The 26,440-nt window shown below is 67.9% G+C and carries 29 protein-coding genes and 1 pseudogene; 19 read left to right on the top strand and 11 right to left on the bottom strand.

What is annotated here, in order from left to right; genetic code table 11:
• The first annotated feature begins 221 nt into the window (after positions 1 to 221).
• Positions 222 to 554, top strand: coding sequence for an SHOCT domain-containing protein (locus ACZ5TV_RS15150; protein WP_379778430.1), 333 nt, complete (start codon positions 222 to 224; stop codon positions 552 to 554).
• Positions 555 to 606: 52 nt separating this feature from the next.
• Here the strand turns inward: ACZ5TV_RS15150 and purQ are convergent, their stop codons facing one another.
• Positions 607 to 1,284, bottom strand: coding sequence for a phosphoribosylformylglycinamidine synthase I (purQ, locus tag ACZ5TV_RS15155; RefSeq protein ID WP_379778428.1), 678 nt, complete (start codon positions 1,282 to 1,284; stop codon positions 607 to 609).
• Positions 1,281 to 1,532: a phosphoribosylformylglycinamidine synthase subunit PurS gene (gene purS, locus ACZ5TV_RS15160; RefSeq protein WP_379778426.1), complete on the bottom strand. Its 252-nt coding sequence runs from the start codon at positions 1,530 to 1,532 to the stop codon at positions 1,281 to 1,283. Before purS ends, purQ begins: the two co-directional genes overlap by 4 nt.
• 181 nt (positions 1,533 to 1,713) lie before the next feature.
• Between purS and ACZ5TV_RS15165 the strand changes: the two genes are divergently transcribed.
• The 6 genes from ACZ5TV_RS15165 to ACZ5TV_RS15190 all read left to right on the top strand — a co-directional run bounded on the left by ACZ5TV_RS15165 (position 1,714) and on the right by ACZ5TV_RS15190 (position 4,962).
• Positions 1,714 to 2,694 carry a formyltetrahydrofolate deformylase gene (locus ACZ5TV_RS15165; protein ID WP_379778424.1) on the top strand — a complete coding sequence of 327 codons (981 nt, stop codon included), beginning with the start codon at positions 1,714 to 1,716 and terminating at the stop codon, positions 2,692 to 2,694.
• A 61-nt stretch (positions 2,695 to 2,755) separates the two neighbouring features.
• Entirely contained in the window at positions 2,756 to 3,025 is a 270-nt protein-coding gene (locus ACZ5TV_RS15170; RefSeq protein ID WP_464383957.1) for a hypothetical protein, read from the top strand.
• A 44-nt stretch (positions 3,026 to 3,069) separates the two neighbouring features.
• Positions 3,070 to 3,285: a hypothetical protein gene (locus ACZ5TV_RS15175; RefSeq protein WP_379778420.1), complete on the top strand. Its 216-nt coding sequence runs from the start codon at positions 3,070 to 3,072 to the stop codon at positions 3,283 to 3,285.
• A gap of 88 nt (positions 3,286 to 3,373) precedes the next feature.
• Positions 3,374 to 4,072 (top strand): hypothetical protein, encoded by a 699-nt coding sequence (locus tag ACZ5TV_RS15180; RefSeq protein WP_379778418.1) that lies wholly within the window; start codon positions 3,374 to 3,376, stop codon positions 4,070 to 4,072.
• Between the two features lie 56 nt (positions 4,073 to 4,128).
• Positions 4,129 to 4,545 carry an MPN domain-containing protein gene (locus ACZ5TV_RS15185; protein ID WP_379778416.1) on the top strand — a complete coding sequence of 139 codons (417 nt, stop codon included), beginning with the start codon at positions 4,129 to 4,131 and terminating at the stop codon, positions 4,543 to 4,545.
• Between the two features lie 90 nt (positions 4,546 to 4,635).
• Positions 4,636 to 4,962: a DUF5789 family protein gene (locus tag ACZ5TV_RS15190; RefSeq protein WP_379778414.1), complete on the top strand. Its 327-nt coding sequence runs from the start codon at positions 4,636 to 4,638 to the stop codon at positions 4,960 to 4,962.
• Between the two features lie 31 nt (positions 4,963 to 4,993).
• Here ACZ5TV_RS15190 and ACZ5TV_RS15195 read toward each other — a convergent pair whose 3' ends face one another.
• From ACZ5TV_RS15195 to ACZ5TV_RS15205, 3 genes are all read right to left on the bottom strand, one after another.
• A complete protein-coding gene (locus ACZ5TV_RS15195; protein WP_379778412.1) occupies positions 4,994 to 5,305 on the bottom strand; it encodes a PRC-barrel domain-containing protein in 312 nt (103 codons plus the stop codon).
• Positions 5,306 to 5,433: 128 nt separating this feature from the next.
• Complete coding sequence (locus tag ACZ5TV_RS15200; RefSeq protein WP_379778410.1) at positions 5,434 to 7,662, bottom strand: LUD domain-containing protein; 2,229 nt, start codon at positions 7,660 to 7,662, stop codon at positions 5,434 to 5,436.
• A complete protein-coding gene (locus ACZ5TV_RS15205; protein ID WP_379778408.1) occupies positions 7,655 to 8,191 on the bottom strand; it encodes an LUD domain-containing protein in 537 nt (178 codons plus the stop codon). Before ACZ5TV_RS15205 ends, ACZ5TV_RS15200 begins: the two co-directional genes overlap by 8 nt.
• 129 nt (positions 8,192 to 8,320) lie before the next feature.
• Between ACZ5TV_RS15205 and ACZ5TV_RS15210 the strand changes: the two genes are divergently transcribed.
• Entirely contained in the window at positions 8,321 to 11,392 is a 3,072-nt protein-coding gene (locus ACZ5TV_RS15210) for an FAD-binding and (Fe-S)-binding domain-containing protein (protein ID WP_379778406.1), read from the top strand.
• A gap of 73 nt (positions 11,393 to 11,465) precedes the next feature.
• Here the strand turns inward: ACZ5TV_RS15210 and ACZ5TV_RS15215 are convergent, their stop codons facing one another.
• Together ACZ5TV_RS15215 and ACZ5TV_RS15220 are read right to left on the bottom strand one after the other, a co-directional pair.
• Complete coding sequence (locus tag ACZ5TV_RS15215; RefSeq protein ID WP_379778404.1) at positions 11,466 to 12,530, bottom strand: DUF5787 family protein; 1,065 nt, start codon at positions 12,528 to 12,530, stop codon at positions 11,466 to 11,468.
• Positions 12,531 to 12,573: 43 nt separating this feature from the next.
• Complete coding sequence (locus tag ACZ5TV_RS15220; protein ID WP_379778402.1) at positions 12,574 to 13,020, bottom strand: bis(5'-nucleosyl)-tetraphosphatase; 447 nt, start codon at positions 13,018 to 13,020, stop codon at positions 12,574 to 12,576.
• A gap of 191 nt (positions 13,021 to 13,211) precedes the next feature.
• Here ACZ5TV_RS15220 and ACZ5TV_RS15225 point away from each other — a divergent pair, with 191 nt between their 5' ends.
• The 6 genes and pseudogenes from ACZ5TV_RS15225 to ACZ5TV_RS15250 all read left to right on the top strand — a co-directional run bounded on the left by ACZ5TV_RS15225 (position 13,212) and on the right by ACZ5TV_RS15250 (position 17,083).
• On the top strand, positions 13,212 to 13,544 hold the full coding sequence (locus tag ACZ5TV_RS15225; RefSeq protein ID WP_379778400.1) for a 30S ribosomal protein S10: 333 nt from the start codon (positions 13,212 to 13,214) through the stop codon (positions 13,542 to 13,544).
• 121 nt (positions 13,545 to 13,665) lie between these two features.
• The gene (locus ACZ5TV_RS15230) at positions 13,666 to 14,952 is read left to right on the top strand and encodes an amidohydrolase (protein ID WP_379778398.1); all 1,287 of its coding nucleotides are present in this window, start codon (positions 13,666 to 13,668) and stop codon (positions 14,950 to 14,952) included.
• Positions 14,953 to 15,340: 388 nt separating this feature from the next.
• Positions 15,341 to 15,880 (top strand): annotated as a pseudogene (locus ACZ5TV_RS15235) (DUF4397 domain-containing protein); the annotation flags it as partial.
• Between the two features lie 39 nt (positions 15,881 to 15,919).
• Positions 15,920 to 16,366 carry a halocyanin domain-containing protein gene (locus tag ACZ5TV_RS15240; protein WP_379778446.1) on the top strand — a complete coding sequence of 149 codons (447 nt, stop codon included), beginning with the start codon at positions 15,920 to 15,922 and terminating at the stop codon, positions 16,364 to 16,366.
• A 98-nt stretch (positions 16,367 to 16,464) separates the two neighbouring features.
• Positions 16,465 to 16,743, top strand: a complete 279-nt coding sequence (locus tag ACZ5TV_RS15245; protein ID WP_379778397.1) for a winged helix-turn-helix domain-containing protein — start codon at positions 16,465 to 16,467, stop codon at positions 16,741 to 16,743.
• Between the two features lie 31 nt (positions 16,744 to 16,774).
• The gene (locus tag ACZ5TV_RS15250; protein ID WP_379778396.1) at positions 16,775 to 17,083 is read left to right on the top strand and encodes a DUF8036 family membrane protein; all 309 of its coding nucleotides are present in this window, start codon (positions 16,775 to 16,777) and stop codon (positions 17,081 to 17,083) included.
• Between the two features lie 22 nt (positions 17,084 to 17,105).
• On the opposite strand, the gene ACZ5TV_RS15255 is transcribed toward ACZ5TV_RS15250, so the two are convergent.
• Positions 17,106 to 18,476, bottom strand: coding sequence for a geranylgeranyl reductase family protein (locus ACZ5TV_RS15255; protein WP_379778394.1), 1,371 nt, complete (start codon positions 18,474 to 18,476; stop codon positions 17,106 to 17,108).
• A gap of 139 nt (positions 18,477 to 18,615) precedes the next feature.
• On the opposite strand from ACZ5TV_RS15255, the gene fer reads away from it, so the two are divergent.
• On the top strand, positions 18,616 to 19,416 hold the full coding sequence (gene fer / locus ACZ5TV_RS15260) for a ferredoxin Fer (RefSeq protein ID WP_379778393.1): 801 nt from the start codon (positions 18,616 to 18,618) through the stop codon (positions 19,414 to 19,416).
• A gap of 322 nt (positions 19,417 to 19,738) precedes the next feature.
• Here the strand turns inward: fer and ACZ5TV_RS15265 are convergent, their stop codons facing one another.
• Positions 19,739 to 20,122 carry a thioredoxin gene (locus tag ACZ5TV_RS15265; protein WP_379778392.1) on the bottom strand — a complete coding sequence of 128 codons (384 nt, stop codon included), beginning with the start codon at positions 20,120 to 20,122 and terminating at the stop codon, positions 19,739 to 19,741.
• Between the two features lie 195 nt (positions 20,123 to 20,317).
• Between ACZ5TV_RS15265 and ACZ5TV_RS15270 the strand changes: the two genes are divergently transcribed.
• The 3 genes from ACZ5TV_RS15270 to ACZ5TV_RS15280 are packed head-to-tail and all read left to right on the top strand — an operon-like array spanning position 20,318 to position 22,297.
• Entirely contained in the window at positions 20,318 to 21,241 is a 924-nt protein-coding gene (locus ACZ5TV_RS15270; protein WP_379778391.1) for a PLP-dependent cysteine synthase family protein, read from the top strand.
• Between the two features lie 58 nt (positions 21,242 to 21,299).
• A complete protein-coding gene (locus tag ACZ5TV_RS15275) occupies positions 21,300 to 21,683 on the top strand; it encodes a hypothetical protein (protein ID WP_379778390.1) in 384 nt (127 codons plus the stop codon).
• Between the two features lie 38 nt (positions 21,684 to 21,721).
• Positions 21,722 to 22,297: an MOSC domain-containing protein gene (locus ACZ5TV_RS15280; RefSeq protein ID WP_464383958.1), complete on the top strand. Its 576-nt coding sequence runs from the start codon at positions 21,722 to 21,724 to the stop codon at positions 22,295 to 22,297.
• A 39-nt stretch (positions 22,298 to 22,336) separates the two neighbouring features.
• Here ACZ5TV_RS15280 and ACZ5TV_RS15285 read toward each other — a convergent pair whose 3' ends face one another.
• Positions 22,337 to 23,332, bottom strand: a complete 996-nt coding sequence (locus ACZ5TV_RS15285; protein WP_379781202.1) for an acetamidase/formamidase family protein — start codon at positions 23,330 to 23,332, stop codon at positions 22,337 to 22,339.
• 99 nt (positions 23,333 to 23,431) lie between these two features.
• Here ACZ5TV_RS15285 and ACZ5TV_RS15290 point away from each other — a divergent pair, with 99 nt between their 5' ends.
• Positions 23,432 to 24,217 carry a PHP domain-containing protein gene (locus ACZ5TV_RS15290; RefSeq protein ID WP_379781204.1) on the top strand — a complete coding sequence of 262 codons (786 nt, stop codon included), beginning with the start codon at positions 23,432 to 23,434 and terminating at the stop codon, positions 24,215 to 24,217.
• A 2-nt stretch (positions 24,218 to 24,219) separates the two neighbouring features.
• Here ACZ5TV_RS15290 and ACZ5TV_RS15295 read toward each other — a convergent pair whose 3' ends face one another.
• Entirely contained in the window at positions 24,220 to 26,322 is a 2,103-nt protein-coding gene (locus ACZ5TV_RS15295) for a peroxidase family protein (RefSeq protein ID WP_379781206.1), read from the bottom strand.
• Positions 26,323 to 26,440 lie beyond the last annotated feature (118 nt).

Here is a 26,440-nt window from a genome sequence, read left to right on the forward strand (position 1 = left end):
GCTCTTTTAAGTGATTCGTGCGAAGGATCGAACGACTCGCACGAACACACCGCCGAATGGGAGCTATTTCACGAGGCGGTAATGAGCCGCGAGAACTTATATACGGGCCGGTGATCGACGTACATGACTCCCGTTTCGAAGTCCGTTCAAATCGGCGACCAACCCGACGACGATAGGATCGCCGACAGGGGTATCGACGCCCGAAACAGAGGGATCCACCGATGATGGGCGGTGCCGGAATGATGGGCGGAATGGGCGTCTGGATGATCGTCTTCCTCTTTGTCACGCTCCTCACTCTTGCTGCCCTGCTCGTGGTTAGCGTTCAGGTAGCGGGTACACTTTCGGCGGAGGACAATAACGAGACGACTAACGCCGACCCCGACGAGACGAAGATCGAACGGCTTCAACGACGATACGCGGAGGGTGATCTCACGGAGGCGGAGTTCGAGCGGGAACTGGAACGCGAGCTGGAACGTGAGGACGCCGACATGGGTGGGTCGCGCGAAACTATCGAGGCAGAACGAACCCGCGAGACGGAGCGGCCGGATAAATAACATTGATCGACAGCGCTGATGGAGCCGCAAACGGGAGGGCAAACCGGCCGAGTCAGGCGAACGCCCGCAAGATTCCCTGGCCGTCGATACTGTCGGCCACGTCCGGAAGCGTCGCGCGCTCGGGGTGAGGCATCAGGACGGCGACCGTCTCGCGCTCGCCGAGGACGCCCGCGACGTTGCCGGTCGAGCCGTTGGGGTTGGCGGCGTCGGTGACGGTGCCGTCCGCGTCACAGTAGCGGAAGAGGACACGGTCGTCGTCGACGAGGTCGTCGTAGGCGTCGTCGTCGATCTCGAAGCGGCCCTCGCCGTGCGCGATGGGGACTTCGATCACGTCGCCCTCGTCGTAGGCGGCGGTCCACGGGGTGTCCGCGCGCTCGACGCGGAGGTGAACCGGCTCACACTGGAAGCGCGCGGAGGCGTTCGTCGTGAACGCGCCGGGGGTGAGCCCGGACTCCGAGCCGATCTGCGCACCGTTACAGACGCCGAGCACCGGGATCCCGTCCTCGGCGGCCGCGCGGACCTCCTGCATGATCGGGGCACGGGCGGCCATCGCGCCGGCGCGCAGGTAGTCGCCGTAGGAGAACCCGCCCGGGAGGACGATCCCCGCCGTATCGGCCGGGAGTCCGTCATCGTGCCAGACGCGCTCGGCGTCGATCCCCAGGTGCTGGAGGGCTCTCACCGCGTCGCGGTCGCAGTTCGACCCCCCGAACTGGACGACCGAGACCGTCATTTCTCCGTCACCGCGACGTCGTAGTCGTGGATCGTCGGGTTCGCGAGCAGCCGTTCGGCCATCTCGTCGGCCCGCTCGGCTGCCTCGTCGGCGTCCGTCGCCTCCAAATCGATCTCGAAGCGGTCGGCCGACCGGAGCGCCGACAGATCGAACCCGAGCCGTTCGAGCGCCTGCTTCGTCGTCTCGGCCTCCGGGTCGAGCACGCCCCGCTTCAGCCGGACCGTCACCGTCGCGGTGAATTCGCTCATCGTTCGACGGTGCGGGGTCGTGTGTAAAAACCGTTTTGGAACGGGTTTTATATCCATACTCGTGGATACATACCGGTCGATCGATCGGGTGGCAGGCTCGGCCCGGAACGAAAGGGGCAAACCCCTCCGGCAGCTTCCGTACCCATATGCCAACGTTCGAACCGGCGGAGGTGATCGGCGCATGACCCGCGAACTGACCGAGATCACGGTCGTCGGAGGAGACGAAACGGGACTCATCGCGCGGGTCACCTCGCTGTTGTTCGAACGCGGGATCAACATCGAGGACCTCGACCAGGCGGTTCGCGACGGCGTTTTCCGGATGACGACCCGAGTCGACACCGCGGAAATGGAGACGTCGAAGGGCGAGCTCCGCCGCGCCCTCGCCGAGCTCGGCCGCGAGCTCGACGTCGACATCCAGGTCCGGTTCCCGAGCGACCGTGAAGCCCGACGCGTCGCGCTACTCGTGACGAAGGAGACGCACGTTCCCGAAGCGCTGCTGAAAGCCGAGGCGAACGGCGAGCTCGCCGACGACGGGGAGGCGGAGATCCCGGTCGTGATCGGGAATCGCGGCGACCTCCGGTCGCTCGCCGAACGGTACGACAAGCCGTTCTACGACGTCGGCGACGGGAGCGGCAACACCGACGAGAAGCGGCTGCTGGACCTGCTCGCGGAGTACGACGTGGACCTGATCGCCTTAGCCCGCTACATGCGGATCCTCTCCCCGGAGGTCGTCTTCCGCTACGAGGGCCGGATCATCAACGTCCACCCCTCCCTGTTGCCGGCGTTCCCCGGCGCGGAGGCGTACCGGCAGGCGAAGGACGCCGGCGTCCGGATCGCGGGCGTCACCTCCCACTACGTGACGACTGACCTCGATCAGGGACCGATCATCGCCCAGCGCGCGTTCGACGTGCCCGACGGGGCCGAAGTCGCCGAGATCAAACGCCGTGGACAGCCGCTCGAAGCCGAGGCGCTGCTGGAGGCGGTACGGCTCCATCTCGCGGACGCCATCGCGGTCCATCGTGGGACCGTCCACGTCCGCGAGAGCGCGGAGCTCGACCCGTCGCTAGGGCTTCCCGCCGCGGCTCGGGAGGCGAACCCGGACGATCCGGTAGACGGGGAGCCGATCGGCCGGTCCGGACCCGCGGCCCCGGAGCACGACTAACCCCGGCGATCGGTGTCGGTACCGACCACGACTTTCTTAACCGCGATCGGTCTATCGTCCGATGATGAACGGGGGAGAGACCGAACGCGACGGGATAGCTGCCGGCGCCCGTGGCTGTGGACACCCCGTCGGCGATGACCCCGTTGGCGATGTCCGCGTCCGTGGACGCGTCGTCACTGACACCCGAGCGCTCGTCAGGAGCGACGAGCGCGTCCTGCTGGTGTTCCTCCTCCTCCTCTCGCTCGTCGCGTTGAGCGTGTTCCTCCACTACGTCGTCTCGCTACTCGGCTCGCTACCGGAGGTCCCGCCGTCGCTCGTCGTCGTGCGCTGACTCGGATCACCTCATATATACGCGCGGACACCGTCGACCCCCCTATGCCGGAGACCGGTCCACAGCGACTCGGTGAGGTGGGACCAGTCAGAACGGTCGGATACGGGCTTCTCGTCGGTTCTGCCGCCTACCTCCTGGCGGCGGTGTACGGCCCGTCGAGCCCAGGGTATCGGATCGCCCTCGCGGTCGCCATCGCAGCTCTGTACATCGGGGCGGTCCACGCCGTCGGCCTGTTACGACGGCGGCGCGTCGGTCGGTGACAGGCGTGAACCGGTACGAACGTTATCCGCTACGAACGCGGTCCGGAACGGGAGACGGGTTGAAATGGCTCCCGCTCGAACGGAGCCCATGGGATTGAAGGAGGACGGTGAAGCGTCGCTTCACGAGATCGACCGCTTCGACGACGGCGTCGGCTGGATCGCGTATCCCGGCGAGACGATGGAACGCGCGAGCCACGCGCTCGCCGTCCCTAACGAGGAGGGAGACGCGGACGACGTGTGGGTGATCGACCCCCTTGACGCGCCGGGACTGGACGAGCTGCTCGCGGAGTTCGGCTCCGTCGCCGGCGTCGTCGTCGGACTCGACAGACACAAACGGGACGCCGCCGAGGTCGCGACCAGACACGACGTCCCGGTGTACGTCCCGGAGTGGATGACGGGCGTCGCGGACGCGATCGACGCCCCCGTGCGCCGGTTCGGGCGTCGGTTGGCCGACTCCGGCTTCGAGACGATCCGGATCCGCGACTCCTCACTCCCGCCGTGGCAGGAGGTCGGGCTGTTCGACGGGGAGACACTCGTGGTCCCCGAGTCGCTCGGCTCCGCGGCGTACTTCCGCGGCGACCGTGAACGGCTCGGAGTCCACCCGATGCTCCGACTGACCCCGCCCCGGGCCGCGCTCGGCGGGCTGGAACCGGACCGAGTGCTCGTCGGCCACGGTGTCGGGGTACATGACGACGCGCCGGCGGCGATCGAAGCCGCTCTCAACGGTTCCCGAAGCAAGGCACCTGGGCTGTACGCGAAGACGCTCCGAACGGCGATCGGGTTGTAACCGGCCGCCGCTACCCCGCGACGGGGCTTTTATATCCACGGACCGTACCGGATCCCGTGATCCACGTCACGCGCGACTTGCTGACGGTGTTGCTCGAGCACGCCGCCGACCGCGACCCGGCCGCGGTGAACCTCCAGCTGTCGGCGACGCGCGCCGGGGAGTTCGAGGAGGAGCTCGGACTCGATCCACAGACCCCGGTGTTGACGCACTTCACCCTTGCCGACGTGGGCGGATCCGTGAACGCGGTGTTCGGGGTGGACCTCGGCACGCCCGCGGGACGGGGACGAGCTCGGTTCCTCTCGCATCCGACCGGGCGGCTCGAGCTCTCGAAGACGGACGACCTCGCGGCGATCGTGCTCGTCACGGTCCCGCCGTACGACGACGACCACGTCGCGGCGTTCGACCGCGCGGGCGACGGGATCGAGCTCGTCGTCCTCGATGCAGTCCCGCCCGAGGAGTCCGTTCCCGAGTGAGCGGTGTCCGTTTCCGAGTACTGGTCACTCGGCGGTGGCCGTCAGCGAGGAACCGGAGGTTAAAGACCACCCGGAGAGTACAGGGCGTCGATGGCAGCACGGCCACCCGGCGGCGGCGGATCCTCGGAGCCCGAGGCGATCGAGTTCGGCATCGCCGCACTCGACGCCCGGATCGAGGACGCGGAGGTGTCGTTCCCGGCAACGACCGAGGAGGTCGTCGACGCGCTCGGGGATCCGGCCGTCCCGTACGACGCGAAAGGTCGAACGATCGTTCTCTCGGAGGCGCTGGACCGGGTTCCACAAACGCAGTTCGAGAACGAGACCGAACTGCTCGACGCGCTGTATCCAGTGTTCGATGAGGCGAGACGAAGCAGCGGCGGGTTCTTGGACGACCTACGCGACGCGCTTCCCTTCTGAGTTCGGGCCCGAACCACGGCCCGGCGGACGCTCAGGGCGTCTGTTGTTCGGCTTCCGCTTCCGGTTCTGCCTCCTGTGGTCCGGTGTCGAGCCGCTCGATGATGTCGTTGACGAGCACGACGTCGCCGACCGCACGCACCCAGCGGTACGGAACGATGACGCCGGTGTTGCCGGCGGCGTGTCCTGCGAACAGCTCTTGGTTGAGCTCCGCGAGCGCGAGGCCGGTGACCGCGCGGGCGTCGAGATCGAGGCGGACGTCCTCGATCTCACCGACGAAAATTCCGTTGTTCGAGTACACCTCTCGGCCGACCAGCGACGTGATCTCCTCGGGGGCAGGGTTCATATCCAGTATCGTCACGAGCGCGCCTATTAAGCGTTCGTTGTCGAACGACGCGCGTCTGACACCTCGCGCGCCCACCCCTCGAAGGACCCGGCGTTCGGCACGGGCGACCCCGGCTGCCGGCTACGCAGTCATTTCGGCGGCGCGACCAGTTCGACGGGATGCTGTGGGGACGCGTCGAGTAACGCGCCGATCTGTTCGTCACAGGAGGTCCCGGACGCGACGACGACCCGCTCGGTCCCCTCGAAGTCGTCGCGGATCGGCTCGCCGACATCCATGCTGAGCTCGTAGTAGTCTGTCTTGTAACCGAACGAGCCGGCCATTCCGCAACACTCCGTGTCGGAAGTCCGCACGTCGTAGCCGAGCCGCTCCATGACCGCCGTCGCGTACTCGCCGACACCGACCGTCCGGGCTTGACAATGCGGGTGATAGGCGACGCCGGGATGGTCGCCAGGTCCGGGCGACCGGAGTCGATCCGGCTCCGCCTCGTTCTCCAGTAAGCCGAACACGTATTCCATGACCTCGTAGCTGGCGTCCGCCAGCCGCTCGTGTGCGTCCTCGTCGAGGAGTCGCCCGTACTCACGTCGGAACATCGCCAGGTCGCTCGGCTCGATCACGACGACGTCGCGGCCGGCGTCGAGGTGCGGTTCGATCCCGTCGGACAGGTCCGCCGCGGCAGCACGAGCGGTTTCGACCATCCCCTGTGAGAGCGGCGGCCGCCCGCTCCCGGGGAGGTCGGGGACGCGGACGTGAATGCCGAGCGCCTCCAACGCCCGGATCGTCGCCTTCCCGCGCTCGACGTCCGAGTAGTTCGTCGCGGTGTCCGGGTAGACGACCGCCTCGCGGGTTGCGGCCCCGGCCGGGACCGCAGCCCCTCCGCGCGTCTCGAACCAGTCGACGAGCGACTCGCTCGCGAACGCGGGGAGTTCGCGCCGACGGTCGATACCTGTGACGCGTTCGAGGACGGTCCGTACCGGACGCGCGTTCGCCAGCCGGTTCGCGACCGGCGCGGTTCGGCTCCCCCACTTCGCGAACGTCGAGTAGTTGCCGACGAACCGGGTCCCGAGGTCGAGACCGGCCGGCTCCTCGTCGGGGACGAGCGTCTCGAACAGCCAGTCCGTCTGTCCCGCCGACACCGTTCCGCGGTTGACCCGGTCGCGGACGACGGTGTTTATCCACGGGATGTCGATGCCGACCGGACACGCTGGCACACATCGCGAACACCCTGTACAGAGATCGTTGAACTCGGCGGCGACATCGAGCCCCTCGATCCCCGCCTCCCAGCCGGTGGCGATACCGCCGGAGTACGTCTCCCCGCCGAACGCGTGACCGCCAACGCTCTGGAAGTTGCCACAGGCGTTCGAGCAGGCGGAACAGCGGATACAGTACAGCGTCTCCCGTAGTTCGTCGTCCTCGCGCATCGCCATGCGGCCGTTGTCGATCAACACGAGGTGGAACGATCGGTCTTGCGCGGAGCCGTCGGCGAGAGGGGGTTCGTCGCCGGCGTCGCCGGTGTCGAACGTCGGGACCGGCGACCCGACCGGCGGCGTCAGCGTCGAGATGTACGAAGTCACGTCCTGCCCGGTCCCCGACCGGCCGATCAGCTCGACGAACGGGGCGAACTCCTCGACGGTCGGCACCACTTTCTCCACGCCCGCGACCGCGACGTGGGTGTCCGTGGCGGTCACGGTCTTCCGGGCGTTGCCCTCGCTCGTGACGAGCAGCAGGGTGCCGGAGTCGGCCGCGATGAAGTTCGCGCCGGTCATCCCGACGTCCGCGCCCTCGATCAGCTCGCCGAGTCGCTCGCGGGCGAAGGCCGTGAGCTCCTCGGCCGTCTCGGGCGGGTCGTCCGGATCGAATCGCTCGGCGAACAGCTCGGCGACCGCCTCGCGCGACTTGTGGATCGCCGGCGCGACGATATGCGAGGGGGCCTCGTCGGCGAGCTGGAGCACCCACTCGCCGAGGTCGGTCTCGACGACGTCGACGCCGTCTGCCTCCAGCGCCTCGTTCACCTCGATCTCCTCGGAGGTCATCGATTTCGATTTGGCCACCCGGTCGGCATCGCGGTCGGCGACGACCTCCCGGATGTACCGGTTCGCGTCGGCCGCGTCGTCGGCGAGGTAGACGGTCCCGCCGTTGGCCTCGACGCGCTCCGTCACCCGGTCGATGAGCGCGGGGAGTCGCTCGACCGCGTCCTCCTTGATCGAGCGCGCCTCTGCTTTCAGCGCCTCGTAGTCGTCGAGTCGGGCAGTAGACTCGTACCGCCCCGCGTTGAATCCGCGGGTGTTCTCGCCGACCGCGTCACCCTCGGTCGCCATCAGATCGCGGAGCCGAGCCGCTCGATCGGTGTCGCTACGCATCGGCGTCACCGTCCGTTCGGTCGTCACCGTCCCGAAGCAACACCACGTGGACCGACTTCGGGCCGTGAGCGCCGTGAACCAACCCGCCCATGTCCGCCGTGGCGCTCGGGCCGGTGGCGAACACGACATCGGTGCCGTCGTCGCGAGCGCGGGGGCCGAGCCAAGCGAACGCGTCCGGCATGTCCACGACCAAGTCGTCCGCGTGGACGACGACGACGTGGCGATCGACGAACAGGCTCACGGGTTCGGTGCCGTCGGCGTCGGCCTCGATCGCGACGCTCCCGTACTCGGCGATCGCGAGCGACGCCCCGGTGACGCCGGTGTGAGCCGCACGGAGGTCCTCGGCGGTGGGCGCGACGTCGACGCGGTCCGGCAGCGACGCCGCCGGAACGTCGAGCGGCACGCCGACTGCGGGCGATCCCGCAGCCGCGTTCACCAGTTCCGCACACTCATCCGGCCGGCCCTCGGAGACGGTCACACCGAGGTCATCGAGTCGGCGTGTGAACGTGCCGACGTCGGCGAGTGACATAGCTGGTCCACCGACGGCGAGTATTTGGCTCTTGCGTCGGTTCCCGCTCGGTCGGATGTTGGCGTTCGGATCCCCGAGAGCCGGGGATGCCCCCACGCGCTTTTATCGGTTCGCCCGTGAGAGTCTCTCATGGCGACACACGGATCGGAGTCAGCGCCGGATCCACTGGACGGTGGCGATTTCGACTACACCGGTGGGGAGACGGAACGGCCGGACCTCGTCGACGCGCTCGATCGGCGGGTCGCGGGGGAGGTGCGGTTCGACGACTACTCGCGGCGGCTGTACGCGACCGATGCATCGGCGTACGAGGTGACCCCGATCGGCGTCGTGTTCCCGGAGTCGACGGCCGACGTCGCTGCAGTCCACGGGTACTGTTTCGCCGAGGGGATCCCGGTGTTACCCCGCGGTGGCGGCACGTCGCTGGCAGGACAGACCGTCAACGAGGCGGTCGTACTCGATCTCACGCGGGAGATGGACGCGATACTCGACGCCGACCCCGACGCTCGAACCGCCCGCGCGGAGGCCGGCGCGTACCTCGGCGACCTCAACGCCGCGGTCGCCGACGCGGGATTGAAGTTCGCACCCGACCCCGCCTGGCGGGACAAATCCGCCCTCGGCGGCGCGATCGGCAACAACACTACCGGGGCGCACTCGCTGAAGTACGGCAAGACCGACCACTACATCGAGGAGGTGGAGGCCGTGTTGGCCGACGGAACGGTAACGACGTTCGGTGAGGTCGCGGTCGAGACGCTCCGCGAGTCCGCGGACCCGGACGCCGAAGACCTGCTCCCGCGGATCCACGCCGAAATCGTCCGGATCCTGGACGAGGAGGCGGGCGCGATCGACGACCGATTCCCCGAAATGAAACGCAACGTCTCCGGGTACAACCTCGACCGACTGCTCGCGGAGTACCGCGGGGAGTACGGGGAGGAGGGAGTAGTGAACCTCGGCCGGCTCATGGCCGGCAGCGAGGGGACGCTCGCGACCGTCACGGAGGCGACGGTGTCGCTCGTCGAGGTGCCCGAGACGAAGGCCGTGGCGTTGCTCACATACGACGACCTGCTGGACGCGATGGAGGACGTCGCGCCGATCCTCGAACACGACCCCGCCGCGGTCGAGGTGATGGACGACGTGTTGCTCGGGCTAGCCGCCGACACGACGGAGTTCGCTGACGTGGTCGCGATGCTGCCCGAGGGAACCGACTCCGTTCTCCTCGTCGAGTTCTACGCCGAGGACGACGCCGACGGCCGGTCGAAGGTCGCGAGGTTGGTCGCCGACCGCGTCACCGGGGCCGCTGACGGCGGGATGACGATCGGGGATCCGGAACCGGGCGCCGCGGAGACGACTGACCAACCGCGCCGCGCGGTGGACGCGATGGAAGCACACGACGCCGACGAGCGCGACCGGTTCTGGAAGATGCGCAAATCGGGGCTCCCGATCCTCCTGTCGCGGACCACCGACGAGAAACACATCGCCTTCATCGAAGACTGTGCGATCCCGCCCGAACACCTCCCGGAGTACACCCGGGAGTTCCAGGAGATCCTGGCCGACAACGACACGTTCGCGTCGTTCTACGCACACGCCGGCCCGGGAGTGCTCCACATCCGACCGCTGATCAACACGAAGGAAGTCGAGGGGGTCGAGACGATGGCCGAGATCGCCGACCGAGTGACGGACGCAGTCGTGCGGTTCGGCGGGTCGGTGTCGGGCGAACACGGAGACGGTCGCGCACGGACACAGTGGAATCGGAAGCTGTACGGCGACGACCTCTGGGACGCGTTCCGGGACCTGAAAACCGCGTTCGACCCCGAGTGGCTGCTCAATACCGGCAACGTCTGCGGCGATTTCGACATGACTGAGCACCTCCGCTTCGATTCCGAGTACGAGGCGGACCCGGGATTCGACCCCGCACTCGAGTGGGCGAACGAGAACGGGATGCAGGGGATGGTCGAGCTCTGTCACGGCTGTGGCGGCTGTCGCGGGCCGCAGTCGACGACCGGCGGCGTGATGTGCCCGACCTACCGTGCCGCCGAGGAGGAGATCCAGTCGACGCGGGGACGGGCGAACGCCCTCCGTGGTGCCATCTCCGGCGAGCTCCCCGACGACCCAACGAACGACGAGTTCGTCACGGAAGTGATGGACCTCTGTGTGGGCTGTAAGGGCTGTGCGAAGGACTGCCCCAGCGGCGTCGACATGGCGAAGCTGAAGACCGAGGTGGAACACGCCCACCACGAGGAGCACGGCGTCGATCTCCGCACCCGCCTGCTAGGCGAGTTCGAACGCCTCGCGCCGCTCGGCTCGCGGTTCGCGCCGTTGTCGAACCTCCCCGGGAAGATCCCCGGGATGGGGACGCTCTTGGAGCGGACGCTCGGCATCGCCAGCGAGCGCGACCTGCCGACGTTCCGCTCGGAGAGCCTGATCGACTGGTTCGACGCCCGCGGCGGCCCAGGGGTGTCGCGTGCCGCCGCCGACCGCGACGTGCTGTTGTTCCCCGACGTGTACACGACCTACACGAACCCGGGCGCGGGGAAGGCCGCGGTGCGGGTGTTGGAGGCCGCGAACTGTCACGTGCGGATCCCCGACGTGACCGGCAGCGGACGACCCCCACACTCGAAGGGGTTGATCGACCGGTCGCGCGCCACCGCCCGCGACACGGCCGAGACGCTCGCGCCCGACGTCGAGGCCGGCTGGGATGTCGTCGTCGTCGAACCCTCCGACGCCGTGATGCTCCAGTCCGACTACCACGACCTCCTCGGGGGCGACGCGAGCGACGTGCCGGATTCCGACGTCGAGGCGCTCGCGGAGAACACCTACGGCGTCATGGAGTACGTCGACGCGCTTCGACTGGACGAAGGGCTCGACTTCGACGCGCCCGGCGAGACGCTCACCTATCACGGCCACTGCCACCAGAAGGCGACGAAGAAGGACCACCACGCGGTCGGCGTGCTCCGCCGCGCCGGCTACGGGGTCGATCCGCTCGACTCGACCTGTTGCGGGATGGCCGGCTCGTTCGGGTACGAGGCGGAACACTACTCGATGAGCACGGCGATCGGCTCGATCCTCTTCGATCAGGTCGACGAGAGCGACGGCGACACCGTCGTCGCGCCCGGCGCGTCCTGTAGCAGCCAACTGAAGGAGCGCGACGGCGCGGACGAGGAGCCGCCACACCCGGTCGAGAAGCTGGCCGCGGCGCTGGCCTGAGCCGGGATCTCACCGGTCGTCGGATGCACGGGAGCGAGCGGGGAGACCGGTTCGGTCAGCGGGTTCCGACCCGCTACTCCGTCCTGCCGTCGCCGGCGGACGGAGCGATCCGGTCCCACGCTCGCTCCCGTCGACGGTCGAGGAGTCGTTGCATCCCCTTCCCCGGACCGCCTTCGATCGGCCAGCCCTTCGTCCGCCACGCGGGTGGCTCCGGCGAGAACGACGGACAGGACCCGGCGCACTCCCGGTCCGTCGGACATCGATCCTTGGCTCCACAGTATGGAACCAGCCCGCGACCCGCCCGCCGGAGCGCGAAGTGTCGACAGTCGGGGCGCATCGTCTCGTGATACGACCGCCAGCCCTTGCCGTAGGCGCGCTCGGCGATCTCGAGGCGTCGGGTGACGGTCTCCGCATCGCGGCCCGCCGAACCCGTCGGCGCGAGCTCGCTCGGTAACCAGTCGACCGTGGCGGCGTCACGGTCGACGACGGGATCCTCCGTCGTCCCCTCGCTGTCGCCGTCGACTCCCGTTCGGCCGGCCGGGCCGAATCGCGTCGTCAAGATCCCGGCCTCGACGGGCATGGACCGGAGGAGTGCGGGTTCGACACGCTCTCCGGTCGTCTCCGTCGCGAGCCACACCTCGTCAGCGAGTCCCGCCTCGACGTCGTGGGCGAGCTGGTCGGCGAGCGCGTCGGCCGCAGACCGATCGAGATCGGGTTTGTTCTCGATCGCGACGATCCGATCGACCCAGTCGGGGTATGGCCGATGTCGACGGAGCTCGATCCGGTTCCCGCGGCGGCGCGTCTCGATCAGGTCGCGGTCGGCAGCGCGATGGACCGCCTGCCGGACGTAGCGCCACGGATAGCCGGGGTCGGGGAGCGCGTCACGATACCACGCCCACTCGGCCGGCGCACCCCGCACGACGTGGAGGAGGTCGGAGTCGAGCGCGCGCTCGCCGAAGCGTCTGCGAGCCGCGAACGCCGCGGGGTCGACTTCGATCACCACCGTGTCCCACCGTCGCTCACGGGTTCCGAGCTGTCTGGAGACGATCGCAGGTCGTGGGTCCCCGTCGGGCCGCCACGCCAGCTCGGCGAACCGGCAGACGAGCAGCTCGTACCCGAACTCGGCGTCGAGGATCACGATGGGTGGGTTGCGAGGTGTCGTCGAAGGACCGTTCGGCCCTTCAGACGTAGTCGCCGTCGGCCTCCTCTTGAAGCTCGTCGAGGTAGTCGTGTGCCTCCTCTAAGATATCTCTGGGCCCGTCTTGGGTGATCGTGTTGATCGCCTGTTCGTAGTCGCGCCACTGGAGGTCGCGGTGCTCCTTTGAGAGCTCGGCGCTGGCCTCGAACGACCGCGCGATGAACAGGTGAACCGTTTTGTGGATCGTCTTCCCGCCCGCCTCGAAGACGTAGTCGTACTCCTGGCGGAAGCCGTCGATGAGCCGGAAGTCCTCGATTCCGGCCTCCTCCGACACCTCCCTGATCGCCGTCTGCTGGAGCTCCTCGTCCCCCTCGATACCGCCTTTGGGGAACTCCCAGTCCCCCGGTCGGCTCTTCAGGAGCAAGTACTCCCGTTCGCCGCGGGCGTCGCGGAAGAGGATGGCTCCAGCGCTTGTCGCTTCGACCGTCATTACCCTCGGGTAAGCAACCACCCCTAAAGAGGGTGTCGGACTTGCCGGTTCCCAGCCCGTTTCCGGGACTCTCGACCGATCTGCGCGGCCCGCCCGGAGAGGTATTTGACTCCGAACGAGCACCGGCCCGCTCGTGTGCCGGTAGATGCGTTTTTACGCCTCGGGCGACCACCCACGCGTATCTCCCAACTATGACGTTCGTCACGAAACTCGATTTCGCCTCCGGCGACCGCGACGTCCTCGCCGAGACGGTGGCCGAGCTCAAAACCGACCTCGAACGAAAAGGGACCGAATGTAAGGGCCCGCACGCGTCGCCGGCCGAGACCGTTCGCGTGCCGCAGTACAAACGCCTCCGCCCCGGCGACGAGTTCTCCCCGTGGTCGTACGACGTGTACAAGCGGTCGATGGAGATCCACGGCTCCGACGAGATCGCGCGGGACGTCGTCGCCCGCGACTTCCCCGACTCGATCCACGTCGAAGTCGAGGTCGATCGGAAGAAGCCACTCGGGCATCGACGGGACTGAGCGGCGACAACACGGCTCCCTCTCCGGACAGCGACGATACGACGTATCCCGGCTCGGTGGGTTCGACGGCGTTTCCGTCCGCCACTCGATCTTTTAAGTCCGCTCCGGCTCACCCAGTCGTATGAGCGACACCGTCTCTCTCGACGACCCGTACCGCGAGCTCCGGCGTGATCTCCACCGACATCCCGAGCCCGCGTGGTGTGAGTTCTACACGACCGCCCGGATCGTCGAGGCGCTCCGAACACGTGATCTCACCGAGCTTCACGTCGGTCCCGACGCGCTCGCGGGCGACGAGCGCATGAACGTCCCCGACGACGACGAGCTGGAGACGTGGTTCGAGCGCGCTCGCGAGGCGGGCGCGGACCCCACCCTCCTCGAAACGCTCGCCGGCGGCTACACCGGCTGCGTTGCGGTCGCGGAGCGCGGTGAGGGCCCCGTGGTCGGCCTCCGGGTCGACATCGACGCACTCCCGATACCGGAGTCGACGGACGGTAGTCACGTCCCGGCCGCCGAGGGGTTCCGCTCCGGCAACGAGGGGTACATGCACGCCTGTGGTCACGACGCGCACGCGACCATCGGTCTCGGGGTACTCGATGCGGTTCTCGACAGTGACTTTTCCGGCACGCTCAAGGTGTTCTTCCAGCCGTCCGAAGAGCAGGTCTCGGGCGGTAAGCCGATGGCCGACTCCGGCCACCTCGACGACGTCGACTACTTTTATGCGGTCCACATCGGCCTCGACCACCCCTCCGGGGAGGTCGTCTGCGGGATCGACGGCTTTCTGGCGGTTCGCCACTTCCTCGCGGAGTTCGAGGGAGAGCCGGCACACGCGGGTGCCCGACCCGAGCAGGGACGGAACACGGTGCAGGCGATGGCGGCGGCGGTCCAGAACCTGTACGCCATTCCCCGGCACGCCGACGGCCCGACCCGGGTGAACGCCGGGCTCGTCGGCGGCGGCACCGCGACCAACATCATCCCCGAGGAGTCGTACGTGGAGGGGGAGGTGCGGGGCGGCACCACCGAGCTCGCCGCACACATGTCCGATCACGCCGACCGGATACTTCGCTCGGCCGCCGAGATGCACGACGTCGACGTCGACGTGTCGACGAAGGGCGAAGCGCCCTCCGCGGAGAGCGACGCCGAACTCGCGGACGTGGTCCGGGAGGCCGCCGGGGACGTCGCCGGCGTGACCGAGATCGTCGAGCGTGCGGACCTCGGCGGCTCCGAGGACGCCACGTATCTGATGCGACGCGTCCAGGAGCGTGGCGGGCTCGCCTGCTACGTCGGCGTCGGCACCGACCACCCCGGCGGACACCACACCAGCACGTTCGACGTCGTCGAGGACGACGTACGGGTCGGGATCGACGTGCTCTCGGGGGCGATCACGCGCCTCTCGGCGACGCCGGTCTGACCGACGCCGATCCGACCAACGCTGATCCGACCGACGCTGATCCGATCTCGAGGGCGATCCGCTCGTCCCGTGATCAATCTTCCTCGTTCCGGATCGCCCCGTCCGCGTCATGACGCCCGTCCAATCCGAGCGACGGTTCGCTCAGATCCCGGTCGAATTTCGGGGAGAGTTCGGCGTGAGCTGGGCCGTACCCCGGACGAATCCCGGAAATAGTTCATGAACTGGGGCTCCCTCCGTTCGCCCGTAGATGTCCAAGTATGATCGGCGAACGATACTGAAGACGGCCGGCGGGATCGCGATAGTCGGAACCCTCGCCGGCTGTGCCGACGACCCCGAACCCGAGACCGATCCCGATCCCGACGACGGTTCCGTGGATGAGAACGACGGGATGGACGAAGAACCGGCGGACGACACCGAAGACGGATCCGAGGAGGCGGACGCCGCGCTCCGCGTCGCCCACCTCTCGCCGGACGCGCCCAACGTCGACGTGTACGTCGCCGGCGATCCGGTACTCGAGGACGTCCCGTTCCGTGCCGTTAGCGACTACCTCGAACTGCCCGCCGGCGAGTACCCCATCGAGATAACCGCCGCAAGTGACCCTGAAACCGTCGTCTTCGACGAGAGCGTCGACCTTCCGGCGGGGTCGTTCACGGCTACCGCGCTGGGTGAACTGGCCGACGAGAACCAGCCGTTCGGGATCGACGTGTTCGAGGACGACCGATCGGATCCGGGCGAGAACGCCCGAATCAGGCTCGTTCACGCCGCGCCGGACGCGCCGAACGTCGACGTGACCGTCGACGGTGACCCGCTCTTCGAGGACGTTCCGTTCGGTGCCGCCGGAGCGGTCGAGGTCCCCGCTGACGACTACGAACTCGAAATCCGGCCCGCTACCCCCGACATCGACGGCGACGTCGTCGCGACATTCGAGCTTTCCCCCGACGCAGGGACGGTCTACTCCGCGTTCGCCGTGGGCTATCTCGACACGGACGCGGCACCGGCCGCCGAGTCCTTCGACCTCGAAGTGACGGTCGACGCGAGCTACGAGGGCGGAGATGTCTCGGCCGCCATCGACGACTTCCTCGCGGACGCCCGACTGTACGACGGCACGATCGAGGACCACACGGGAGAGGACGAGGTCGTCGTCGACGTCGGTGCGGGCGACGGGCTCGCCTTCGATCCGCCCGCGATCCGGATCGACGCGGGCGCGACGGTTCGCTGGGAGTGGACCGGTGAGGGCGGAGCACACAACGTCGTGTCCACCGAGGACTCGTCCTCGGACTTCGACAGCGGCGACACCGTTGACGACCCGGGCGAGGTGTTCGAACAGTCCTTCGACGATGACGGCATCCAGCTGTACGTCTGTACCCCGCACCGGGGTGCCGGAATGCTCGGCGCGATCGAAGTCGTCGAGTGAGGTGGCTCGCACATCCGTGCCATGGAGCGCCCGATATCCCGGCGGCAAGAGCTCCGTCCGACGGTAGGTTTAGGCGGATTCGGCACCTCGTGTGACTCATGGAGGCCGTACTCTGGTACGTGCTTACCGGAACCCGGGGCGGCCCAAATCGCGTCCGCATTCTACGAGCGATCGACGAACGTCCGCGGAACGCGAACCAACTGGCGGAGCATCTGGAGTTAGACTACACGACGGTTCGCCATCACCTCGACGTGCTCCGGGAACACGACGTGGTCACGCGCACCGGCGACGGCTACGGAACGGTGTACTACCCCACCGAAGGGGTACAGCGGAACTGGGATCTCGTCGAGGAGATCGCGGAGGGATTACCACTATGATCGGGACGACACGCACGGAGAGTGAGAACGGATGGTAGTAGACTGGATAGACGTCGCTCGCGTCAGCGTGTCGCTGAACGTCGTGATGCTGCTGGGGCTTACGTGGGTGTGGGCCCGGAACTACCTCTCGTTCCGGTCGAAACACACGATCGGACTGGCGCTGTTCGGCGTCCTTCTGCTCGCACAGAACGCGCTCTCGCTGTACTTCTACCTGTTTCACCCGGTGTTGGCGGTGTGGTTCGCCACCGACATGCCGCCGCTGGCGTGGCGAGCGAACATCGTCATCCACGTCTTTCAGACCGTCGCGCTCGCGTTCCTGTTGTGGGTGACGTGGGATTAGGGGACCGACCGGGTGTCCGGAGTCAGTACTTCGGGTCCGCGCCCGTCGTCTCGTAGATCCGATCCATCACCGCGTCGCGCTCGTCAGTCCACCTCGCCATCGCGGCGGGGCTCGTCGGATACGAGTCGTAGTGGTCGAGCAGCTCGTCCGCCAGCGACTTCGTCTGATAGAAGTTCCGGATCGTCCCCCAGTAGCCGAAGCTCTGGACCGCGGCTTTCAGCTTCAGGCCGAACGACATCGAGGTCGACCCCTCGTACAGCGCTTCCGCGAGCTTCTCGCCGGGAAGCGACGCGAGCAGGCCCATCAGGTCGTCGACGTCGACCGCGGTCGCGAGGACGTTGTACACGTCGAGGCCGGCGTACCGGCCGCCGAAGTGGTCCATTACTCGCTTGTTGTACCGCCAGAGGTTCTCCTCGCTGACGTCGCCGTCGGAGACCGCCTTCACCGCCTGTTCGCCGGCGTACTTCCCCGCGTACGCGGCCCCGGCGATCCCGCCACCCGTCGTCGGGTTGACGTGCCCCGCGGCGTCGCCGACCGCCATGTACCCCGGTGCGACCGCCGAGTCGTAGGGTCGGCGCGTGGGGAGCGCCGCCCCGAGCTTGTCTTTCACCTCCGCGCCGTCGAACTCGGGCCGGTTCCGGAGGTCACGTTTCAGCGCCTCGACGAGCTGCATCGGCTCCTCGTTCATCTGGAAGCCGAGGCCGACGTTGATCTCCGTGCTCGTTCGCGGGAAGTACCAGAGGTACCCCGCGGCGCGGTCGGTCGCCTTGAACACGAGCGCGTCGTCCCACTCGACCGGCTCCGGCACCTCGACGACTTCCCGGTAGGCCGAACAGAACTGCGAGTAGCGGACGTTGGTGTCGAACGTCGAGCCCTCGAACTCCGCTTTGTCCTGTAACACCGACAGCGACCCCGCGCCGTCGATGACGAGGTCTGCCTCGTACGTCACCGGATCGCCCTTCCGGGCGGCCTTCAGCCCGGTCACTCGGCCGTCGTCGGTCTGGATCACGTCGTTGATCACCGTGTCGTAGTGGAACTCGACGCCGGCGTCCGACGCGCCCTCGATGATCCGACGGCCGTACTCCCAGCGGTCGATGACCGCGAGCTCGCCCGGGACCGGGATCTCGAGGACCGTGTCTTCCTGTGGGATCTCGAACCGGCCGTGGTCGACACCCGTGTTCGTGAACGCGGGTTCCAACCGGTCTTTTGGGATCGCGTCCGGGAAGTTATCCGCGCCCTTTAGCGCGTCGCCGCAGGCGATGTGTCCCGCTTCCTCTGCGTCCTTTCGCTCGACGATGACGACGTCGAGCCCCTCGTTCGCCATCGTCGCGGCGGCGTAACACCCGGCGGTTCCCGCCCCCGCCACGACGACGTCGTACTCGTCGATACTCATTGTCGTGTCCTGTCGGTCCCGGGGCAAAACTCTTTACTCCCGTTTCGGACCTCCGCGGGCCGACGGAATACGGGCGAAAACGGATTCACTTTACATGTCAGTGGTGTCGCTTAGGCGCGTTCCGCGCTACCGTCCGTGTATGACCGGGCTCGACCACGTCGCCGTCGACACGCTCCGCGAATGGCTCCCGGAGGTCCGTGAGGCTCGAACGACGGAAGCGCTCATGGCGGCGATCGCGCACGACAGGGGGATCGATGTCGACGAACTGGCCGCGTGGTACGGCTGGTCGACGGCGGAGGCGACGGCGACGGTCGACGCGATCGACTCGCCGTCGTTCGTCGCCGAGATCGCCCGCCGCGAGGGTGTCGACATGGAGGCGGTCGCGGCGGAGTCGAACCTCTCGACGGCGACCGTGGTCGACTGGTTCGACGGGCTCGGCGATCGTCCCGTTCCCGAGGCCGCCGACGTGATCCGACGGTACGCGGTCGGCTCCGTCGAACCGCTGACGACCGGGTCACCGTCGACGGTGTATCACCTCTCGTACGACGCGCTCGCGGAGCGCGGCTGGTCGCTCGACGACCCCGACCTCTTCGAGAAGGCGGCCGAGTCGGCTCTCGACCTCCCGGAGTACGGTCGGTTCCTCGTCGAAGAGGACGAGTCGATCCTGGAGGCGGCCGAACGCGGCGGGCGGTCCTGGCCCTACGCTTGCCGCGGCGGGGCGTGTTCGAACTGCGCGGTCCTCGTCGTCGACGGCGACGTGGCGATGCCGGGGCAGTCGATACTCTCCGACGAGCAGATCCGCGAGACGAACGCCCGGTTGGCCTGCGTCGGCGTCCCGGTCACCGACGAGGTCCAGATCGTGACCGGTGTGGGGGACCTCAAGGAGTTCGCCGACCTCCGGCTCCCCTCGCCGATGGACGGGGCGGAACCCTCAGCGTAGGGGCGGGGATAGTGGCGACCGCGCGGACAACGCGGTCGGCGGCGGGCGGTCGCTCGGACTCAGTACCTTATATAGTATATAAGTACCCTGAAACAGGGGTATAGATAGTATATAAATACACGGCCAGTTGGCTGTCGAGGGTGTACGATCGGTGCTCGTCCGCCAGCGACACGATCACAGCGAGTCTCACGTCCCCGTCACCACTCGATCCGTCCTTCGATCAGGTATTCGGTCGGTGTCGGACGCCGCTGAACGGTATATAAGTAGTCGCGAACTCCGCCGAACGGTATATAAATAGTCGCGAACGCCTCCTGAGGCGTAGTTAAATAGTCGCTTCGGCGTCGGCGAGCTCGGCGGCGAGCGCCTCGGCGATGCTTCCCTCGGCCTCCTCGACGAACCGGGCCACCTCCGTGCCGTCGGGCGTCTCGACGACGACGGTGGGGATGAGTTCGACCCCGTACGCGTCGACGCCCGGACCTTCCTTGCCGGACGGCCCCTTCGTCACGGGGAACGATTCGATCCGGTCGTCCGGGACGCCGGCGGCGGCGAGCGCCGCTCCGAAAGCGGGCAGCTGCTGTTTGCAGTCGATACACCAGTCGCCGCCCCACACCTTGAACCGGTAGTCGCCGGCCAGCGCGTCCAGCACGGACTGGTCGAAGGAGTCCGGGTCGACTGACGGGTCGGGATCGAGCGTTTGTAGCGTCATAGGCCCATCTACGTGGGCGAGCGGTATTAACGGCGCGGCGGCGGCGACGATGGCCGGGCCTCGGGAGCCGCGGCGGGTCCGAGCCGGAGACCCAACCGGGCAGCCAAAGCGAACGACCGATCCGGATCGAAACCGACCGGCGGCGTTTGCCGCCGTCCGCGGGGCATTTGAGTCGCCGGCCCCTCTCGAAGCTCGATGGACGAGGACATCCTGGAGGGGCTCGGCTCGCCGCTGGTGCGAGTCGACTCGCCGCCGGGAACGACGGTCGCGGCCAAGGTCGAGTCGCGAAACCCGGGTGGGTCCGCGAAGGACCGACCGGCGCTCTACATGGTCGAGGCGGCGGAGCGCGACGGGTCGCTCCAACCGGGCGACGGGATCGTCGAGCCGACCTCCGGCAACACCGGGATCGGGTTAGCGATGGTCGGCGCGGCCAAGGGGTACGACGTCACGCTGGTGATGCCCGAGGGGAAGTCGCGGGAGCGACGCCGGTTGATGCGCGCGTATGGCGCGAGCGTCGAGCTCGTCGACGGCGACATCTCCGCGGCGAGAGCCAGAGCGGACGAGCTCGAACGCGAGAACGGGATGGTCCAGCTTCACCAGTTCGAGAACCCCGCGAACCCCCGCGCACACTACGAGACGACCGGCCCGGAGATCCTCGATCAGGTCGACGACCGTCAGGTCGACGCGCTCGTCGCCGGCGTCGGAACCGGCGGCACGATCACCGGGATCGGCCGACGCCTTCGCGAGGCGTTCCCCGACCTCCGGATCCACGCGGTCGAGCCCGCCGACAACGCAGTCCTTTCCGGCGACCCGCCGGGCGAGGACGCGTTCCAGGGGATGGGGCCGGGGTTCGTCGCCGACAACCTCGACACCGACCTCCTCGACGCGATCCACACCGTCGAGCTCGGCGAGGCGGAGTCGGAGTGCCGCCGGCTCGCCCGCGAGGAAGGGATCCTCGTCGGCCAGTCCTCCGCGGGATCGAACCTCGCCGCGAAACGGGTCGCGGCCGACCTCCGGGACGCGGGCGAGTACGCGGGGACGGAGCCGCTCGTCGTCACCGTCTTCTGGGACAGCGGCGAGCGGTACCTCTCGGCGGGGACGTTCGACCTCCCGGAATGAGCGGGCACTCCGTCGCCCGCATCCTGCCTTTCAATACGACGCGACCCCGATAGAACCCGTGAGCACGCACGCAACCGCAACCCGGGAGGCGGACGGACCCGATCGTCGGTTCGACGGCCCCTGGCTCCGCGTTCTCGCGGTCGCCGTCGGCGGCTGGACCGTCCTCTACGCGCTCGACTGGCTGCTGTTGGAGGCCGGCACTCCCGCCGGTGCCGTCGTTGGGTTCACCCACGCGTACATCCTCGCACCGCTGGCGACCGCGGCGATCCTACTCGACGCGCTGTCGCTCGGCGAGCGGGGGGTCGCCGATTTCGGCCTGTTCAAGTGGCTTTACGCACTCGTTGCGCTGTTCGCCCCACCCGTCGCCGCGGTATACTACGCGCACCGCGAGTGGCTGAAACCCGCGGACCCGAACCTGTTGGGTGACTCGACGAGACGATGACGGTGGGAGGCGGACCACGGGACGATGACGGTGGGACGATGAGCGGGAAAGTCGAAGAGGACGACGGAGCCGTCGAGAGTCTGTTCGTCGCGTCCGAGAGCGGCGCGGATCCGGAGCCGAAACCGCGGGTAGCGATCGTCGACGGCGGGGTCGACGGTGACCGCTACTGCCGCGGTGACGGCCACTTCCAGCTCGACGCCTGCGCGGTCACGCTCGTCGCGGCCGAGGCGATAGCCGCGGTTCGCGAGGAGACGGGGATCGACGTCTCCGACGGGCGACACCGTCGGAACATCGTCGTCCGCGGGTTCGGTGAGGGGATGGACGACCTCCTCGACGCGGAGGTGCGGATCGGCGACGCGCTGGTCCGACCGACACGCCGCCGACCGCCGTGTGCACACGTCGAAGCGCTCGCCGGGGCGGACGGGCTCGCGTCCGCGCTGCGGAACCGTGGCGGGCTGTGTTGTGGCGTCCTCGAACCCGGACCGGTCGCCGTCGGCGACGCGGTTCAGGTGACGGATCCGGACCCGCGGACGGCCGGTGCGGCCATCGCGGATCGGCTGCGTACTCGGGAGAACTCGGAGGGGAAGCAGGGGACCGACGGGGAACACCGCTGAGTGTCACGGCCGTGTGCGTTTGCCCCGTCGTGACTCGGGCTACCCCCCGTCGGGGAAGATGCTCTCCGGGATGTACGCCGAGACGGTCCAGTTCGGCGCGTCGACGACCTCACTTATCTTCAAATCCATCGCGGCGGAACAGAGGATGTACGCCTCCCCGCGGGTGAGGTCGCGCTCAGTCGCGAGGTGGTCGATCATGTGTCGCGTCGCCAGCTTCGTCGCCTCCATCAGGTCGTCCGCGATCCCGGTCGTCCCGTACATCGGCTCGTCCCGGCCGGTCGGCGTGAACGGCCCGGTCGTCTCGAACTGCGGCTGGTCGATCGACATGTCCGTCCGGACCGAGAAGCGAGCGGTGACGAACATCGGCGCTTCGATCCCCGTCACGCACACCTCGCCGTCGCCCTGAGCGGCGTGACAGTCCGCGGTGGAGAACAGCCCCCCGGCGACCTCGACCGGGAGATACACCGTCGAACCGGCGGTCATGTGTTTCACGTCCATGTTCCCGCCCGTCGAACGCGGCGGCAGGGTGTCGTGTTCACCGTCCGTACCGGGCGCGAGGCCGATGACGCCGGGGAACGGGTCGAGCGGCACCTCGATCCCGTTCACGAACTGCCCGACATCGCCCTGGAGATCCCAGACGTGCACGCCCGCGTCCGGGAACTCCTCCGGAAGGAGTCCGAGCCCCATCTCACCCGGCATGAACCCGGTGTACCCCCACCCCTTGTGCTGGAAATCGAGCAGGTCGACCTGAAGGACGTCGCCCGGTTCCGCTCCCTCGACGGCAACGGGGCCCGTCAGCGGGTGGACCGGATCGAAGGAGACGTTCGCAAAGTCGGCAGCGGTCGACTCGACGTCGAGCTGGCGATCGACTGCGTCACGACACTCGAACCGCACGACTGCACCGTCTTCAACCGTCAAAACCGGGTCGAGTGAGTTGTCCCACACTCGGTGGATGTTGCGCTCGGCGTCCGAGAGATGATGATCGACTGTGTAGTCACGGTGGGTGCCGTTCCCCTCCTGATCTGCGCGTGTCATACGTGATCATAGATCGATCGGTGACCACTTAAAAACGCGCGTTGCGGTGGGGTGACGCGGAACCCGAAAGCACGTCCTCCCCCGTCTCGTTGTTCCGTTGTGTACGACTATCACATCCACACGACCTACTCCGATGGGGCGTTTCTGTCGTGGATGGTCGACGCCGCTGCTGACGCCGGTCTCGATGGCGTCGGGATCGCCGACCACTGCAACGTCTCTCCGGACCCGAGTGCCGAACGATACAAGCGCGCCCTTGGATTCAACCTCGATTTGACGCACGAACGCCGCCGGGAGGCGATCGAGCGGATCAGCGAACAGAGAGACATCCGTGTGTTCGACGCCGTCGAGATGGATTACCACCCCGACCACGAGGCGGCGATCGCCTCGTTCCTCGATGAGGTCCCGTTCGATTACGCGATCGGGAGCGTCCATGACCTCGACGGCGCCAACGTCCACACCCGGTCACACTTCGCCGAGAAGGACGACGCGGAGCGCGCGGCGCTCGTCGACCGGTACTTCGAGAAGCTCGTCTCGCTGATCGACTCCGAGCTGTTCGCGATAGCGGCCCATCCGGACCTGATCGAGCGTAACCCCCACCTCCGCGGGTTCGCGACCCCCGATCACTACGAGCGGGTCGCCGACGCGTTCGACCGGTCGCGGACCATCCCCGAGGTGAACGCGGGGCGACTCCTCGACGACTACGGGGAGTTCCATCCGTCGCCGGCGTTCCTCGACGTGTTACTCGACCGCGGGCTTACGATGACCGCCGGCACCGACAGCCACGAACCGGAGGCGATCGAGCCGCGATCGGCCGAGCTCGCTCGCGAGTTCGACGCCCGCGGGATCGAGGTCGCCGACGTATCCGCCGTCGTGGACGCCGGGTAAGCTCAGGTGTACACCCGTCGGGTGCTGACCACCCCGTCCGGGTCGAGGAGCGCCACCGTGTCGCCCGCGTCGTTGAGCGCGGCACGCTCCCGACCGAGGTAGTAGTCCGTGTCGGTGTCGGTTCCGGAGCCGACGTGGATCGTTAGCGTTCCGTCCGGATCCAGCGTGGTCGACGGCAGCTCGTCCCGCTGGCCGCCGCTCAGGTCGATCACGTACCCGGTGAGGTCGACGGGCTCGCTGGCCGCGTTCCGGAGCGTCACCGACTCGTCGAGCGGGTCCCCTCCCGCCTCGTCCGGCCCCGGATCGATGGCGTCGATGACGAGCCCGTCGGGCGTCCCCTCCTCGCCGAAGGCGACGAGGTCGGCGAGGGTGTACCCCTCCGTCTCGGTCAGCTGCGGGAGACTCGGCTCCCAGCCGTCGGGCGCGGCGTTCGGGTACGCGGCCTCGTCGGACTCGATGAGCCCGATAAGCGTCTCCGCGACGATCCGGGTGCCTACCGCGCCGAGGCGTTCGCCGCCGTTCTGATATCGCGCCTCGTCGAGAACGTAGTACCACAGTGGGGCGTGGCCGTCCGCGCCGCGGCCGTGTTTTCGGAGCGCGTCCATGATCGGTGCGTCGTCCCCGAACCCCTCGTTGCGGATCGGGTCGATCCCCATCCGCTCGGCAACGTCCTGGCCCGACGGGAGTCCGAGCGCCCGCCCGCGCTGGAAGTTCCGCATGGCGAGCGAGTCCTCCCCGTCCATCGGGAGCTGGAACAGGGTCGGCGCGAGGAACGGCATCACCTTCCGTGCCGGCTGGTAGTCGCCGTCACCCGTGTCGAGCAGCCGCGTCCAGTCGACGACGAGGTGGCTGGGTACCGGCCGGCCACCTCGGAGGTTTGGCCCGTCACCGGTAGGACCCGGGAACAACCGAACGTTCCCGGACTCCTCGTTGATGTCGAACTCGTGTCGGATGAGCGAGTGGCCGAACCGGAAGCCCGCGCCGGCGAACTCGACGGGGATCGCCACGTCCTTTTCCGGCGGGACGAAGAACCGTCGCCCGTTCTCTTCGATGTCCTCGAGGATGTACGTGTCACACACCCGCGCGAGGAAGTCGTGCCGGACGACCCACTGGTAGTGCCACCTGACGAGCCGCTGTGCCGCCTCGTGGAGCGGTTCGTCGTCCCCCCGGAGCGCGCTTCCCTCAGGCGTCTCGAGGTAGTCGACGACGCGGTTGTGGAAGTTGACGAACGCGAGGTGGAGCTGGGCGATCAACACGTTCTCGTCGTTTCGCGGGTCGCCGATGAGCGCGACCCCCTGCTCGTTGCGCTGGAGGTCGGTCCCGGGGAGCCCGGACAGCCCCCCTGAGTCGGTGTCGGGTGCGACTGCCGAGCCGGTGAGGAGGTGTGCGCTCGCGTGGTGCTCCTGGTCGAACAGGAACGGGGTGACCCCTGGGCCGGTTCGGTACAGCGCGTCGAGATCGAGCGCGGGCGTCCGGAAGTTCCGCAGCGCCGCCGGATCGTTCCGTCGGTCGATGTCCGACGTCGGATCGAACGTGATGTCGTGATCGATGAACTGCCCGAACAGGCCGTACGCCGCGGGAGTTTCGGCGTCCCCCACAGGGTCGTCGGCAGGCTCCATCATCGGGCCGTCACGGTCCCCGTCGGCGGTTACCTCGGTGTCACCCAACGACCGGAGGAACTCGTCCGACCGGTCGTAGACGGGGAGCTCGGGGAACTGGTTACAGAACCGGTGACTCCGAACCCGGCCGATCCGCGTCGTCGCCGCGTCGTTCATGCCCCGGTGTTCGACGCTCCCGTGGATCGGGGTGCTCGCCGAGGTGACGGTGAGCTCGACGGTTCGCTCCTCGCCGTCCTCCCGGATCCGACGCCCGTTGACCGGGTTCTCGGTTCCGCCCTGCGTCGGATCCCGGACGGTGAAGTCGACGTCGCCCGGGTCGAGTCTCGAGCCGCCGTCGGCGACGAGCGGGAACTCCCCGTTCTCGTCGGTGAGCCAGTGTCCCGACGGCTCCGATCCACCTCCCGTGTGACCCACCACGACTCGCCCGCTAAGCGGGGTTCCCGATCCGTCCACGACGAGCCCGAAGACCTCTTGTTCTGGCGACATGGGGCAGAAGTTGCTGGTTGTTGGCTTAATTTTTCCTAAATAAATTCACATCAGATTGAAAAATCAGCTAGTCGAACAGTAGGAACCGGCGGGTCGCTGGTACGATCGGAGTCCGATC

This window comes from Halorubrum tibetense, from assembly GCF_055396225.1.